Origin of the sequence: Glycomyces rhizosphaerae, from assembly GCF_042647865.1 — a bacterium.
Lineage (GTDB): Bacteria > Actinomycetota > Actinomycetes > Mycobacteriales > Micromonosporaceae > Glycomyces > Glycomyces rhizosphaerae.
Genome location: NZ_JBHRWO010000021.1, coordinates 978,292 through 991,522, shown reverse-complemented (window position 1 = coordinate 991,522; position 13,231 = coordinate 978,292). Strand labels below are relative to the sequence as shown.

General features: G+C 71.8%; 13 protein-coding genes. All 13 read right to left on the bottom strand.

Annotated elements, in window-relative coordinates:
* Window positions 1–35: 35 nt before the first annotated feature.
* Window positions 36–1,715 carry a serine/threonine-protein kinase gene (locus tag ACFO8M_RS24800; RefSeq protein WP_387980493.1) on the bottom strand — a complete coding sequence of 560 codons (1,680 nt, stop codon included), beginning with the start codon at window positions 1,713–1,715 and terminating at the stop codon, window positions 36–38.
* 278 nt (window positions 1,716–1,993) lie between these two features.
* On the bottom strand, window positions 1,994–2,260 hold the full coding sequence (locus ACFO8M_RS24795) for a DUF6510 family protein (protein ID WP_387980491.1): 267 nt from the start codon (window positions 2,258–2,260) through the stop codon (window positions 1,994–1,996).
* 13 nt (window positions 2,261–2,273) lie between these two features.
* Window positions 2,274–3,023 carry a ferredoxin reductase gene (locus tag ACFO8M_RS24790; RefSeq protein WP_387980809.1) on the bottom strand — a complete coding sequence of 250 codons (750 nt, stop codon included), beginning with the start codon at window positions 3,021–3,023 and terminating at the stop codon, window positions 2,274–2,276.
* The gene (locus tag ACFO8M_RS24785) at window positions 2,990–3,592 is read right to left on the bottom strand and encodes a sulfite oxidase-like oxidoreductase (protein WP_387980489.1); all 603 of its coding nucleotides are present in this window, start codon (window positions 3,590–3,592) and stop codon (window positions 2,990–2,992) included. The genes ACFO8M_RS24790 and ACFO8M_RS24785 overlap by 34 nt, the downstream gene beginning before the upstream one ends.
* A gap of 108 nt (window positions 3,593–3,700) precedes the next feature.
* Window positions 3,701–4,459: an adenosylcobinamide-GDP ribazoletransferase gene (gene cobS, locus ACFO8M_RS24780; RefSeq protein ID WP_387980808.1), complete on the bottom strand. Its 759-nt coding sequence runs from the start codon at window positions 4,457–4,459 to the stop codon at window positions 3,701–3,703.
* On the bottom strand, window positions 4,459–5,502 hold the full coding sequence (gene cobT / locus ACFO8M_RS24775; RefSeq protein ID WP_387980487.1) for a nicotinate-nucleotide--dimethylbenzimidazole phosphoribosyltransferase: 1,044 nt from the start codon (window positions 5,500–5,502) through the stop codon (window positions 4,459–4,461). The genes cobS and cobT overlap by 1 nt, the downstream gene beginning before the upstream one ends.
* Window positions 5,499–7,172, bottom strand: coding sequence for an Rv2231c family pyridoxal phosphate-dependent protein CobC (gene cobC / locus ACFO8M_RS24770; RefSeq protein ID WP_387980485.1), 1,674 nt, complete (start codon window positions 7,170–7,172; stop codon window positions 5,499–5,501). Before cobC ends, cobT begins: the two co-directional genes overlap by 4 nt.
* Window positions 7,169–8,092 carry a sirohydrochlorin chelatase gene (locus ACFO8M_RS24765; protein ID WP_387980483.1) on the bottom strand — a complete coding sequence of 308 codons (924 nt, stop codon included), beginning with the start codon at window positions 8,090–8,092 and terminating at the stop codon, window positions 7,169–7,171. The genes cobC and ACFO8M_RS24765 overlap by 4 nt, the downstream gene beginning before the upstream one ends.
* A complete protein-coding gene (locus tag ACFO8M_RS24760) occupies window positions 8,089–8,748 on the bottom strand; it encodes a precorrin-8X methylmutase (protein WP_387980481.1) in 660 nt (219 codons plus the stop codon). The genes ACFO8M_RS24765 and ACFO8M_RS24760 overlap by 4 nt, the downstream gene beginning before the upstream one ends.
* 5 nt (window positions 8,749–8,753) lie before the next feature.
* The gene (locus ACFO8M_RS24755; RefSeq protein WP_387980479.1) at window positions 8,754–8,954 is read right to left on the bottom strand and encodes a 4Fe-4S dicluster domain-containing protein; all 201 of its coding nucleotides are present in this window, start codon (window positions 8,952–8,954) and stop codon (window positions 8,754–8,756) included.
* Window positions 8,954–10,762, bottom strand: coding sequence for a precorrin-3B C(17)-methyltransferase (gene cobJ / locus ACFO8M_RS24750; RefSeq protein ID WP_387980477.1), 1,809 nt, complete (start codon window positions 10,760–10,762; stop codon window positions 8,954–8,956). The genes ACFO8M_RS24755 and cobJ overlap by 1 nt, the downstream gene beginning before the upstream one ends.
* Window positions 10,759–11,955, bottom strand: a complete 1,197-nt coding sequence (cbiE, locus tag ACFO8M_RS24745) for a precorrin-6y C5,15-methyltransferase (decarboxylating) subunit CbiE (RefSeq protein ID WP_387980475.1) — start codon at window positions 11,953–11,955, stop codon at window positions 10,759–10,761. Before cbiE ends, cobJ begins: the two co-directional genes overlap by 4 nt.
* On the bottom strand, window positions 11,952–13,133 hold the full coding sequence (locus tag ACFO8M_RS24740; RefSeq protein WP_387980807.1) for a cobalt-precorrin-5B (C(1))-methyltransferase: 1,182 nt from the start codon (window positions 13,131–13,133) through the stop codon (window positions 11,952–11,954). Before ACFO8M_RS24740 ends, cbiE begins: the two co-directional genes overlap by 4 nt.
* Between the last annotated feature and the right edge of the window lie 98 nt (window positions 13,134–13,231).

Genomic DNA, 13,231 nt, shown 5'->3' with positions numbered 1-13,231 from the left:
TTCGCCATACGACGCGGGTCCAGTCCGGACGACGCTCAGTAGAAGAGCTCTCCGGTCCAGGTGTACGACGGGTCGCCAAGCCAGGACGTAGAGCACTCCGATTCGGAGTAGCCGGCACTCTGGCATTCCTGGAGGTACGCCTCTTTCTGGGCCTCGTACTCGGTCGAATCGCCCGAGTCGCCGTCGTCGCCGTAGAGTTCCCCGGTCCAGAGGTATCCGGAGTCGGCGTACCAGGACGTATCGCACTGCGACTCGGTGTAGCCGTCGTATTGACACTCTTCGACGTACACCTCGTACTGACTCGACTCGTCGGATTCGGTGGTCTCATAGTCGGTCGGCTCGCCGGTATACGCCTCGTCGCCGTAGAGATAACCGGTCCATGTGGATGAGCTGTCGTTGCCCCAGGACACCGAGCATGCCGATGCGGAGTAGCCGTCGTCCTGGCATTCCTGCACGTACTCCTCTTGCATGGTCCCGGTGTTGTCTTCTGGGGCTTCGTCGTTTTCGTTTGCCTTGTCCCACAGGAAGATCGCGGCGACGATGGCGACGAAGACCAGCACGGCCACTGCGCCGGCATTCGATTCGGAGCTGCCGGGGGACTTTTCCTGAGGCGTGGTCGGCCGGTTCGGCGGTGGTGCAGAGGGTTGTTTCGGAGGCGGCGAGGATGACCGCTTGGCGTCGGTCGTGACTCGGGGCGGCGAGACCGGCTCGTCGACCGGCGGCTCGGACTTCGCCGCTGACGGCGGCTCGACCCACGTGCGCTGGCTCGGGTCGGTGTTCAGGGTCGGGCCGTTGTCGATGAGGGTGGGGTCCTCGCCTGCGTGGTCGAGGAGGCGCTCCAGTTCGCGGTGTTGTTCGGCCGCGAGGGCGGACACGGCGTCGGGCCAGGGGTTGGAGGTCGGTGGGATCGGCCCGAGGAGTTCCAGGAGCTCGGTCGGTGTGGGGCGGTCGGCCGGATCGAGCGCCAGGCAACGGGAGACGACGGCGCGGACCCGTTCGGGCAAGCCGGACAGGTCGGCCTCGGCACGAACCACGTTGTTCAAGGTGCGCAAGGTGGACGAGGTCGCGAACGGACTGTTTCCGTTGCAGGCCATGACGAGCACCGACCCGAGCGAGAACATGTCCGAGGCGGCGGTGATCGGTTCCGACAAGGCCTGTTCGGGCGACATGAACCCTGGGGTGCCGATGACGGCACCGGTTCGGGTGAGTTCGGAGCTGCCGCCGTCGGCGGCGCGGGCGATGCCGAAGTCGATGACCCGGGGGCCGTCCGCTTCCAGGATGACGTTGCCCGGCTTGAGGTCGCGATGGATCACGTCTGCCTCGTGGATGGAGTCGAGGGCGGAGGCGAGCCCGGCGGCCAGGCGGAGGACCGCGTCTTCAGGGAGGGGGCCGGTGGCCTCGATGGCGACGCCGAGGGTCGGGCCGCGGAGGAATTCGGAGGCGAGCCAGGGGACGGGATCGTCGGGCCCGGCCTTGACCAGTGCCGCGGTGTACTGACCGGAGATCTTGCGGGACTTGCTGACCTCTTCGCGGAACCGGGCCCGGAACTCCTCCTCTTCGGCGAGCCATTCGCGGATCACCTTGACGGCGACCGGTCGGCCGTCCGGCCCGGCGCCGAGCAGGACCCGCCCCATCGCTCCGCGGCCCAGCTCGGCGAAGACCCGGTAGGGACCGATTCGGGTGGGGTCGTTGGGGGACAGCGGCTGCATGGGCATGGGACCTCCGAGCGCGAGGAGTGTGGGTGCGGCAGGTGTTGCGTTGCGATGGGGCAACGCTGACGACCCCAGGGTCCCGCCACCGAATCGGAAAACGTCATGAATTCGTCATGGCGAACTCGAACAGGTTGGTGCGCAAGGTGTCTGACGAGCGACGGAGGTGACGCCCGATGTCTGCACCATTCGTGGAATTCGACGAGGCGGTGGCCCGGGCCGGAGTCACTGCCGCGCTCGTCGAGTCCCGCCCGACTCAGACTGAGCGTGCGGGGCCGGCTACGTCACCGCCCTGGGGCGCGGAAGCGGAGATAGGACAGACCCGAAGTGCTGAGCCACAGGTCAGTCGGGCTCTGCACGACCTGCAGATTCACCTGTTGGCATCGGGCGCAGCGGGCCACGGCGCCGGGGGCGTCGGTGTAGACGTGGAGGCCCGCCACCGGGCCGACCATGCCGCAGCCGGCGCAGCGGGCTTGGGCAGCGGTGATGTCGGGGCGAAAGACCTGCCAGAGCGCTCCGGCGAGCATGTTGCCGTCGACGTGGTCGTTCATCGTGTCCTCCTGGTCAGCCGAAGCGTTCGGTCTTGATCCGGTGCGAGTCGTGGCCGAGGGCGATGAGGATCTTGGCGGCGGTCTCGACGAAACCGGCCGGCCCGCAGACGAAGCACGCGGGCTCGAACTCGGGCGGCCAGCCGTGCGCGGTGATGTCGGCGACGCCGATGCGGCCGGTCCCACGCCGGGTGTTCGTCGGCGCCTCCCGGGTGTAGAGCAGGGTCGTCTCGACCCCGTCGTCACCGCGCGGCGGGCGGGCCAGCTCATCGGCGTAGATGACCTCCGCCGGTGTGCGCACCGAGTACAGCAGCCGGAACGGGACGCGCGAGGCCACGGCGCGACGCCGGCGGATCATCGACTGGAGCGGGACGATGCCCGATCCGCCCGCGATGAGCAGGACCGGTCGCGTGTCGGCCTCCCGCCAGACGAACCAGCCGCCGACCGGTCCTCTGATCTCGGCGTAGGCGCCCTCGGGCAGGTCGTCGCAGAGGTACCCGGAGACCTCGCCGCCGTGTACGCGCTGAATCGTGAACTCGACCCGGCCGTCCTCGGCCGGCGCGGCGAGCGAATAGGAGCGGACGGCCTGGTATCCGTCGTCGGCCGTCAAGCGAATGTCCGCGTGCTGCCCGGCCAGGTGCCCGTCCCACTGCTCAGGTTCGAACACCAGCGTTGTCGCCGAAGCGGTCTCCACCCTGCGCCCGACCAGGCGGGCTTTCTGCCACATCGCGGTCACCAGCCCGACTGGTAGCGCTGTTCGAGCCAGGGATCGCCGTAATCGTGGTAGCCGGCCCGCTCCCAGAACCCCGGATTGTCCTCGTCATGCAGCGTGATCCCCGAAACCCATTTCGCGGACTTCCAGAAGTACAGGTGCGGCAGCAGGAACCGGGCGGGCCCGCCGTGTTCGGCCGCGAGCGGCTCGCCCTCGTACTCGGTGACCACCCACGCCTGGCCGTCGATGATGTCGTCCAGCGGCACGTTGGTCGTGTACCCGTCGAAGGAATGGACGACGGCGAAGTCCGCGGCGGTCTCGACCTCGGCGAGCAGCGTGTCGACGGATACGCCCCGCCAAGTGGTGTCGAGTTTGGACCATCTGGTGACGCAATGGATGTCGACGGTGCGCGTCTCCTGGGCGAGCGCGGCGAACTGGTCCCAGTCCCACGCGTGCCGCTCCCCGGTCTCGGCGACGACGGTGAAGGTCCACTCGGCGATGTCGATCGATGGCGTCGGCCCCGCGCTGAGCACCGGAAAGTCCTCTGTCAGGTACTGCCCCGGCGGCACCCGGTCGCTCTCGATCCTCCGACGACCCTGAAACCCCGGTGTCAGTCCACTCATGCCCGCCTCCCGCGGCCATCATAAGCCCGCGTTGAGCCACCAGGCGTTTCACTCGCCGCATGTCCTCCTCGACTGGAAACCGGATTCGTGGACTCGGCCCAGTGGAGCTCAGAAACCCGCCAGGACCGCCAAGGTGGTGATTTCGGCGAGGATGGCTGCAGCGCCTAGGATGTCTCCGGCCTGGCCTAGTCGGCGGTTCCAGTAGCGAGCGGTCGTGTGAACCACTGCCATCGCGATTGCTATGGCCGCCAGGGTGATCGGCCAGGTTTCGGGAGTGGTTGCGGCTGTTGCCAGAGCCGCGGCAACGGTCACGATCGCCGCAATCGCGAGGGCTCCGCCAGTGGCGGCTTTGGCCGGGCTCTTTGCCAGGGAGTCTCTTCTCGGCCTGGCGGTCCTCAGTAGGCTGACGAGCGCTAGGCGACCCGCGACCGGGGCCAGGGCGATGGCGGGCCAGGTATCCGGGGCCCCTATGAGCGCCGCCAGCAGGGCGAAGCGGAGTATCAGGGTGGTTATCAGTGCGGCCGCGCCTACCGCGCCGATTCTCGGGTCCTTCATGACCTCGCCTACCCGGTCAGGTGGACGGTGACTGGCCAGGCCGTCCGCGGTGTCGGCGACGGCGTCGAGGTGCAGGCCGCCCGTGATCGCGAAGTCGACCGCGAGCACCAGCGCGGCGGCCGCCAGTGGTCCTCCGATATGGAGCCCGAGGAAGGCCGCCGCCGCCCAGGCCGAGCCGATGACCATTCCCGCCAACGGGAACGCCGCCACCGCCGCGCGACCCAGGGGCCATCTTCCGCGGACCGGGAGGACCGTCAGGAAGCCGAGGGCGTCGCGCAGCGGGGCACCGGTCAGGGCTCGGAGCGCCTTCATCACGTGCCGAGTTCGTCCAAACCCGCCACTTCACGCAGGACCGCGGCGGCGCTGCGGATGATCGGGACGGCCAAGAGCGCGCCCGTGCCTTCCCCGAGGCGCAGCTCCAGGTCGAGGATCGGTTCGAGGCCAAGGTGAGCCAGGCCCGCCGACGCCCCGGGCTCCACCGACCGGTGGCCCGCGATCAGGTGTCCGAGGACGTCGGGGCACAGCGCGGCCGCCGCGAGGGCGGCGGCCACCGTGTTGACCCCGTCCAGCAGGACCGGGACGCGCCGGGCCGCGGCGGCGAGCGCGACTCCGGCGAGTGCGGCGTGTTCGAGGCCGCCGATGGAGGCCAGGGTCCGCAGCGGGTCCCGGTCCTCGCCGTGCCGGGCCAGCGCGTCGGCGACCACGGTCTTCTTCAGGTCTAGCGTGCGGTCGTCGATGCCCGTGCCGCGGCCCGTCACCAGCTCAGGGCTCTGTCCGGTGAACGCCGCGATGAGGGCCGCCGACGGGGTCGTGTTCGCGATGCCCATGTCCCCCAGGGCGATCAGGTCCGCTCCGGTGTCGATCATGTGGTCGGCGAGGGACGCTCCGGCCAGGATCGCGGCAGTGCATTCGTCCACGGTCATCGCCGGTTCGATCCGCAGGTCGCGGGTGCCGTTCATGATGGCGGCCGAGCGGATCACCGGGTGGTCGGCCGGCGGCTTGGCGATCCCGGCGTCGAGCACTGCGACGCGGATGCCGCAGGCGGCGGCGATGGCGTTCGCGCTGGCGCGACCGGCGCAGAAGCTCTCGACCATGAGCGTCGTGATCTCCTGCGGCCACGGGCTCACCCCTTGGGCGTGGACGCCGTGGTCGCCGGCGGCGATGATGAGGCCGGGGTTGTCGACGGCGGGCGGCGGGCAGACCCGGGCGATGGCGGCCAGCTGGGCGGCGAGGGTTTCGAGGCGGCCCAGGCTCCCTTGGGGTTTGGCGAGGCCGTGGTGGCGCTGGACGGCCATGAGGGCGAATCGGTCTTCGATGGGTTCAACGGCTTCGACGAGGGTGGCGAGGTCGTTCATGTCGCGCCTTTCACGTTGCGGATGATCGCTGCTCGGAGTCGTTCTGTGGTGGGTTCGTCCCGAACGGCGATGCGGAGGTGGTGGGGATCGAGTCCAGGGAAGGTGTCGCCGCGGCGCAGGGCCAGGCCGTCGGCGAGCAGCCTTTCGCGCAGGTCGGGCAGCTCGGTGCGGATGAGCACGAAGTTGGCCGACGCGGGCCAGGTTCGCAGGCCGGGGATGTCGGCCAGGGCGGCCAGGAGCGCTTCGCGTTCGCGGGCGACGCGGCGGGCGCGTTCGAGGCGTTCGTTCTCGGCCGCGACGCAGGCTTCGATCGCCTCGAGGGCAAGGGAACTGACCGGCCAGGGTTGGCGGGCGGCGTCGAGGCGGGCGACGGTGGTCGCATCGGTCAGGAGATAGCCGACTCGCAGACCCGCGATGCCCCAGAGCTTGGTCAGGCTGCGGACGACCACGAGGCCGGGCAGGTCGGCTCGGGCGGCCAGGTCGCCGCCGTCCGGGAGAAAGTCCGCGAAGGCCTCGTCGATGACGGTGATTCTGCCTGGGCGGCAGAGCTGTTCGATCACGGCCACGGGATCGAGCGCGCCGGTGGGGTTGTCGGGGCGGGTGATGAGGACGAAGTCGGCCTCGTCCGGGACGTCGGCCGGGTCGAGTCGCCAGTGCTCGGGTTCGCGGAAGACTCGATGGACGTGGACGCCGGCCGCGCGCAGGGCCGCTTCGCCTTCGGTGAAGGTCGGGTGCACGATGGCGGCGAGGCGGGGCTTCAGGACCTGGGCGAGCAGCCAGAACGCCTCGGCCGCGCCGTTGAGCAGAAGGCATTCGGCGGCGTCGCGGCCGTGCCGGGCCGCTGCGGCTTCGCGGGCGGCGCGCTGGTCGGGGTAGGCGGCGAGGTCGGCGGCGGCCCGGGTCAGGCGGTCGGCCAGCCATGTCGGGGGTCCTTCGAGGACGTTGACCGCCAGGTCGATCGCGCCTGCGGGGACCTGTGTGTCGCCGTGGTCGCGCAGCCAGGGTTCGCCTGCCGCTGGGATCTCATGGCGCCCTTCGGAAGCGGAGCCGAGGCCTTCTTCCTGGACGCAGGGTTCGTCGATGAGAGGGATCGCGGGAACCGGTCCGTCCGGGGTCGGCAGCGGGATCGCGCGGCCCGCGACGACGAGTTCGCATTGACCGGCGTGCGAGCTGAGGGTCTGCACCACTTCGCCGTGCAGGTCCAGCCAGCGCCGAGTCGAGGCGTGCGGCGGGATCAGGCCGAGGTTGCTCTGGCCGGCGGCGACGATCACCGGGGCCGGGCGGGCCGCAGCGAGGTCGCGCCAGACTCGGGCGTCGGCCAGGACCCGGTCCCAGGCGGCACGTCCGGCTTCACCGAGTCCGGCCACCTCGTCCTCGGTCCACAGCCCCGTCCGGCCCATCTGCTCGGTGACCCAGCCGTCGAGGTCGTCAACCAGGACGCAGTGTTCCGGGGGCAGTTCCCTTAGCGTCGTGGGGAGGTCGGTGGTCTCGAGCGTCTGCCAGTCGGCGGGGCGGCGGCTGCGGTGGCGGCGGACCCGCTCGGTCATCTCGGGGTCGTCGGCCTTGCCGGTCGCGACGTAGGCGACGGGGCCGCCGCTCGCGGCGGCAAGTTGCTCGGCGCGGGCGCTCTTGCCCGAGCGGGTGCCGCCGAGGACGAGGTGGAGGGTCATTGAGCGCGCTCCGCGTGGTGCTGATTGTGGTGGTCGTGGGTGTGGTCGCCGTGGTGGTGGGCGTGGGTGCCCGGGTCGTCCGGGTGGTAGTGGAGCGTCTGGGGTGCGCCGACGCGGTGTTCGAAGCCCGGCAGGGCGACCCGGTACTGGCAGGTGTCGCAGTTGACGCGGACCTGCCCGGACTCGGTTTCGTCCGCGCGGGCCAGCAGGGCTTCGGCGACGGCCCGGTCGGGGCCGAGGTAGGGCGCGTCGATGACGGCGACGTCGGGGTTGGCGGCGGCCCATTCGTGGGTCTGCTCACGGATGCGCCGCTCCAGGACGCCGGTGAACAGGAAGTACGGCAGCAGTGCGATCCGCTTGGCGCCCAAGGCGCGGCAGCGTTCGAGCGACTCGGGCACCGAGGGCTGGGCGAGGCTGACGAAGCCGGCCTCGACGATCGGCCAGGGGCGGCCCTCCCAGAGCAGGCGGGCGGCCTTGAACAGGTCGCCGTTGGCGTCGGGGTCGGAGGTGCCGCGTCCGATGAGGATGACGGCGGTCTCCTCGCGTTCGGATTCGGGGACGGCCTCGCGCAGACGCCGATCGGTCAGCTCCAGGATCTCGGGCCGGATGCCCAGCGGCGCGCCGTAAGTGAAGGTGACGTGCGGGTGCCGGTCGCGCTCGGCGGCGATGGCGGCCGGGACGTCGCCCTTGGCGTGGCCCGCACCGAGCAGGACCAGGGGCTGGATGGTCATGCGGTCGACCCCGTCGGCGACGGCCGCCGCGACGGCCTCGCTGATGGGCGGCGGGCACAGCTCCAGAAAGGACAGGTCGGCGCGGAGGTTCGGGCGCAGGGCGCGGACCTCCTCCAGCAGCTCGAACGACTCGGCCTGGCCGGCCGGGTCGGTGGTGCCGTGGGCGACGATCATCAACTGGTGGCTCATGGGCGCTCCTCAAGGTAGGTAGGTGTGGAAGGTTGAGGGGCGATCACCGGCGGGCTCGAACCCGATCCCAGGGAGGCGGTGTAGAGCAGGGCGTTCACGGCCGCGGCGGCCACGGCCGAACCGCCGAGTTCGGAGCGGTTCGAGACCGCCGGCAGTCCGGAGTCGCGCAGGTGCGACTTGGACTCGACAGCGCCGACGAAGCCCACCGGCAGGCCGACGACGAGCGCCGGGTCGGGGGCGCGGGCGATGACCGCCTCGAGCGCGGTGGGCGCGTTGCCGACCACCCAGATCGTGCCGGGACCGAAACGCTCGCAGGCGGACTCGATCGCGGCGGCGCTGCGGGTGGTGCCGGACGCGCGGGCGCGCTCGGCCACGCCGTCCCAGGTCAGCGGCACCTCGACCGCGACGCTGGTGATCCCGGCGGCGACCATGCGGCTGTCGGCGACGATCGGGGCGCCGTCGCGCAAGGCAGTCCAGGCACGTTCGAGCGCGGCCTCGTCGAGCACCAGGTCCTCGGCGTAGCGAATGTCCGCCGCGGAGTGGATGACGCGCTCGGTCACGGCCCGACTCAACGGCTTCAAGTGTGAGAGGTCCACTCGGGAGGCGAGGATGCGCATGCTCTCGGCCTCGATCGGGTGCACGCGGTCGCGTCCCATGCGCCTCACCGGATCACCTCCGCGAGCGGCCGGATCGCCTCGGCCGGACACACCTCGGCGCACTCGCCGCAGCCGGTGCAGCGGTCGGCGAGCACCAGCAGCGGGGTCCGGCCACCTGGTGTGGGACGCAGGCAGCGCTCGGGGCAGGTGCGCAGGCACGCCCCGCAGGCGGTGCACGCGGTCGTCACGACGAAGGGCCCGTCCATCACGCGACCTCGCTCTTGTAGCCGCGGGGCGTGACCATGCGGCCGGCCGCCATGCGGGTCCGGCTGGTGCCCACCAGGACCAGGGTGGTCATCTGGACCGCCGCGACGTCCAGGTCGCCGAGGGTCGTCACGGTGACCGACTGGCCGGGCCGCTCCGCGTCGCGGACGATGCCCACCGGGGTCTGCGGGTCGCGGTGGCGCAGCAGGATCTCGCGGGCCCGGGCCAGCTGCCAGTCGCGGCCGGCGCTGCGCGGGTTGTAGAAGGCGATCGCCAGGTCGGCGCGCGCGGCGGCCTCGACCCGCTCCTCGATCAGCTCCCACGGGGTCATCAAGTCCGACAGGGAGATCGAGCAGTGGTCGTGGCCGAAGGGGGCGCCGAGGATCGCGCTGGCGGCGAGCGCGGCGGTCACGCCGGGCACGACGACCACGTCGATGTCGGACCCCGCGTGTTCAATGGTCGGGGAGGCCATCGCGTACACGCCGACATCGCCCGAGCCGACCAAGGCGACGGCGCGCCCCTCTCGGGCGAGTTCGACGGCGCGTACGGCGCGTTCGACCTCCTGGCCGAGACCGAAGGTTTCGAGGACGGCGCCGCGGGTGGTCCAGCGGGCGGCCTGGTCGACGTAGGGGCCGTAGCCGATGACGACCTCGGCGGCGGCGAGTTCCGCGGCGGCGCGCGGCGCGGTGAGGTCGGGGGCCCCGGGCCCGAGCGAGACGAGGGCCAGTCGTCCTCGGGCGGGCCTGCGGGCGACGGCGACGGTGGCCATGGGGCTGCGGCGCTTGGCGACCACGAGTTCCCCGCCGAGGTGGAGGGCGGCGGCTTCGGCCACGGAGGGGGTGCCGACGGCGGCCAGAACGACCTCGGACGGGTTCGGAACCTCGATGGCGGCGAGCGTTTCAGAAGGAAGGTGCACGACGGGCCAGCCGCGGGCGGCGACGGCCTCGTTGATCCCGTCCTCATCGGCCTTGAGGTCGACCGTGGCGGCGGTGTGGACGGCGAGTGGGGAGAGCCCGGCGTCGGCGAGGGCCTGATCGATGAGGTCGCCGACCTCGGCGGCGGTGACGCCGCGGGAGGAGCCGATGCCGATGACGAGCGAGGGAGGCCGATAGAAGACGGTGGGGACCTGAACGGCCGCAATACGGTCGCTGACGCGCAGGAGCGGCGCGGTCGGATCGGAGGTGACCGGGGCCGGGACGGGTCCGAGCGGCCAGGGAAGGTCGCGCTCGACCCGGACGGGGCCACCGGCCAGGACGTGGCCGCCGACGGCGGCGAGGTCGCCCTCGGCCCGGACGCCGAAGCGCTCGCCGAGCGATCCGAGACTGGGCAGCCCTGCGGCCTCTGAAGCGGTCGTGACGACCGGAGTCGCGTTGAGGTGGGCGGCGACGCGGTCGGCCAGGGCGTTCGCACCGCCTTCGTGGCCGCCGCAGAGGCTGACGGCGAAACGGCCGGCGTCGTCGACGCAGACGACGGCGGGGTCGGTTCGCTTGTCGGACAAGTGCGGGGCGATGAGCCTGACCGCCGCGCCGGTGGCCATGACGAGGACGAGCGCCTCGGCTTCGCCCCAGACCTCGGCGAGAAGGTCACGTGGGCGTCCGGTGCGGTGCTCGCCGCCGAGGTGGGCGGCGAGGTCGGCGCCGAGGCGGCGGCCGGTCTCGGTGGCCGCGAGCACGACTGTTCGAGTTCGGGTGGTCGGCCCGGCTGCGGGCACCGCTTTCGAGGCGTGCGCCTTGGGCGCCTTCGCCGCGGGCGCGGCCTCCGACTCGATCGCGGGCGGTGCGCTCTCACGCGCTTCTCGCGGTGGGGTCACGGGTGTACTCCTTGGACGAGCAGGACGGGATTGCGCGGGGCGAGGCGGTGGCCGCCGCCGAGGGGCACGAGGTCGGCGACTTCGATGAGCTGGCCGCTCGCGGCCCAACCGGCTGCTCCGAGCCGGTTCATGACCGGCCCGACGCGTTCGATCGTGGCCAGCGCGATGACGATCCGGTCGCGGCAGCGGGCCGTCGCGACGTCGATGATCGTTTCGAGGTCGGCCCCTCCCCCGCCGATGAACACGGCGTCGGGGTCGGGCAGCGACGCGAGCGCGGCCGGGGCGCGGCCGTGCACGACTCCGAGCCGGACATCGTGGGCCGCGGCGTTGGCGCGGGTCCGTTCCACTTGGGCCGCATCGTCGTCGATGGCGATGACTCCCGCAGCGAGGGTGGCGGCTTCGACGGCGACGCTTCCGGATCCGCAGCCGATGTCCCAGAGCAGGCGTCCGGGTCCCGGACCGAGCGCGGCGAGTGCGGCGGCGCGCACGGCGGGCTTGGTGATCTGCCCGTCGCGGTGCTCGAAGTCCTCGACCGGACGGCCCCAGCGGGTGGCGGTTCGGCTGTGGGCCAGGAGTGTCGGTCCGGCGGTGTCGGCGTGGTCGAGGATCAGCATGACGTTCGGGTCGGCGAATTCGCGGCCCGCGGCTTCGGCGACATCACAGTGGACGATGGTCTCGTCTTCGTGGCCGAGTCGGGCGGCGACGACGACCATTCTTGGGCCGCAGCCGGAGTCGAGGAGCGCTTGGGCGAAGGCGGTGGGGGTGCTCTCGGTGTCGGTCAGGATCGCGACCTTGGCTCCGGCGAGGGCCGTGGCGAGGGCGGGACGCGGGTCGCGGCCGTGGGCCGAGACGACGTGGGCGTCCTCCCAGGTCATGCCGATTCTGGCGAAGGCTCCGGCGACCGAGGAGGCGGCCGGGTGCACTTCGAGCGGCCGGTCGAGTTCGGCGAGGCGGCGGAGGATGCCGAACCAGCCGGGGTCGCCCGAGGCGAGGACGGCGACCGGGCCGGGAACGGCGGCGATGCGCTCGAGTACCGCGTCGAGATCGCCGGCGATCGGGATGGTCGGCACGGTGCCGGGTGCGTGGGCGGCGAGGTGCCGCTTGCCGCCCGCGACGGCTTGGGCTTCTTGGGGAATCGGGCGGGCCAGGCGGCCGTCGGGGCCGACGCCGATCAGGATCACCGGGGCGGTCATGGCCGCCTCCACAGGTCCGGATCGGTTCCGGTCGCGGCGAGGCGTTCAGGGGCCCGGGTGCTCCAGGCGACGGGGTTCAGGTCGTCGAAATCGACCATGACCGCGTCGACTTCGAGTTCGCCGCCGCAATGCCGAGCCCAGACGGCCAGGTTGACGGAGACATCGTCGCAGAGGGTGTCCCCGGCAGCCGCCAACAGGCCATCCTGCGACCACAGTTCGTAGGCGTGGCGACCGGTGTTGGCCTTGCCGACCGCTGCCACCAGGGAGGCGTCGCCGCCCGCCCGCGCCGTCACCTCGGCCAGGTAGCCGGTGTCCACTCGCGACTTGGTGTAGTGGGTCATCATGACCCCGGCGCCGAGCTTGGCCAGCTTGCCGGCCATGCCGACGAAGACGAGGCGTCGCAGACCGGCCTCGACGCAGCGTTCGACGGCGGCACCGGTGAAGTCGCCGACCTCGGTGAAGCAGACCTCGTCCAGGCCCGGCATGAGGCCGATCGCGGCCCGCTCGGTCCGACCGCCCGTGGTGAGCACGCAGGTGTCCAGGTTCGAGGCGGCCATGACGTCGACCGCTTGGAGCACCGAGGCCCGCCATGCGGCAGTCGAGAAGGGACGGACGATGCCCGTGGTGCCGAGTATCGAGATGCCGCCGAGGATGCCCAAGCGCGCGTTGGTGGTCCGCTTGGCCATCCGCTCGCCCTCCGGCACCGAGACCACCACGTCGACGCCGCGGTCGCGATACGGGTCGCAGACCTCCTCGACGGTGATGCGGATCATCTGCCTGGGCGTGCCGTTGATCGCCGGCCCGCCGACCTCCAGGCCCAGGCCGGGCCGGGTCACGACACCGACGCCGTCGCCGCCGTAGAGGTGGACGCCGGGCTCATCGCTCCAGGCGACCGTGGCGGTCAGATGCGCGCCGTTGGTGACGTCCGGATCGTCCCCGGCATCCTTGACCACTACCGCCTCGGCGGCGTCGCCGAACGTCTCGCAGCGGTCCACCGCGAACTCGACGCGGCGGCCGACCGGCAGCCACACGTCCACTGTGCTACTGCGTTTCCCGGTGGCGAGCAGCAGGATCGCGGCCTTGGCCGCGGCGGTCGCGCACGCGCCCGTGGTGAAGCCGGTGCGCAAGGCCTTGCCGTCGCGGACCTTCGCGGTGCGTGGCAAGTCGGGTTCGACCAGGTCCCGCGGCGCGGACGGGGGCGGGGAGGCGCGGTCGACGTGTACCGGCCCGGCCTTGGCGCGCTTGGGAAGCCGGGACGGGAAGGAACGCTCGGGGC

What these genes read in the sequence shown, in the direction of transcription:
- ACFO8M_RS24800 (WP_387980493.1), bottom strand. Translation starts at nt 1,715, where the DNA reads ATGCCCATGCAGCCGCTGTCCCCCAACGACCCCACCCGAATCGGTCCC.
- ACFO8M_RS24795 (WP_387980491.1), bottom strand. Translation starts at nt 2,260, where the DNA reads ATGAACGACCACGTCGACGGCAACATGCTCGCCGGAGCGCTCTGGCAG.
- ACFO8M_RS24785 (WP_387980489.1), bottom strand. Translation starts at nt 3,592, where the DNA reads ATGAGTGGACTGACACCGGGGTTTCAGGGTCGTCGGAGGATCGAGAGC.
- cobS (WP_387980808.1), bottom strand. Translation starts at nt 4,459, where the DNA reads ATGAAGGCGCTCCGAGCCCTGACCGGTGCCCCGCTGCGCGACGCCCTC.
- cobT (WP_387980487.1), bottom strand. Translation starts at nt 5,502, where the DNA reads ATGAACGACCTCGCCACCCTCGTCGAAGCCGTTGAACCCATCGAAGAC.
- cobC (WP_387980485.1), bottom strand. Translation starts at nt 7,172, where the DNA reads ATGACCCTCCACCTCGTCCTCGGCGGCACCCGCTCGGGCAAGAGCGCC.
- ACFO8M_RS24765 (WP_387980483.1), bottom strand. Translation starts at nt 8,092, where the DNA reads ATGAGCCACCAGTTGATGATCGTCGCCCACGGCACCACCGACCCGGCC.
- ACFO8M_RS24760 (WP_387980481.1), bottom strand. Translation starts at nt 8,748, where the DNA reads ATGGGACGCGACCGCGTGCACCCGATCGAGGCCGAGAGCATGCGCATC.
- ACFO8M_RS24755 (WP_387980479.1), bottom strand. Translation starts at nt 8,954, where the DNA reads ATGGACGGGCCCTTCGTCGTGACGACCGCGTGCACCGCCTGCGGGGCG.
- cbiE (WP_387980475.1), bottom strand. Translation starts at nt 11,955, where the DNA reads ATGACCGCCCCGGTGATCCTGATCGGCGTCGGCCCCGACGGCCGCCTG.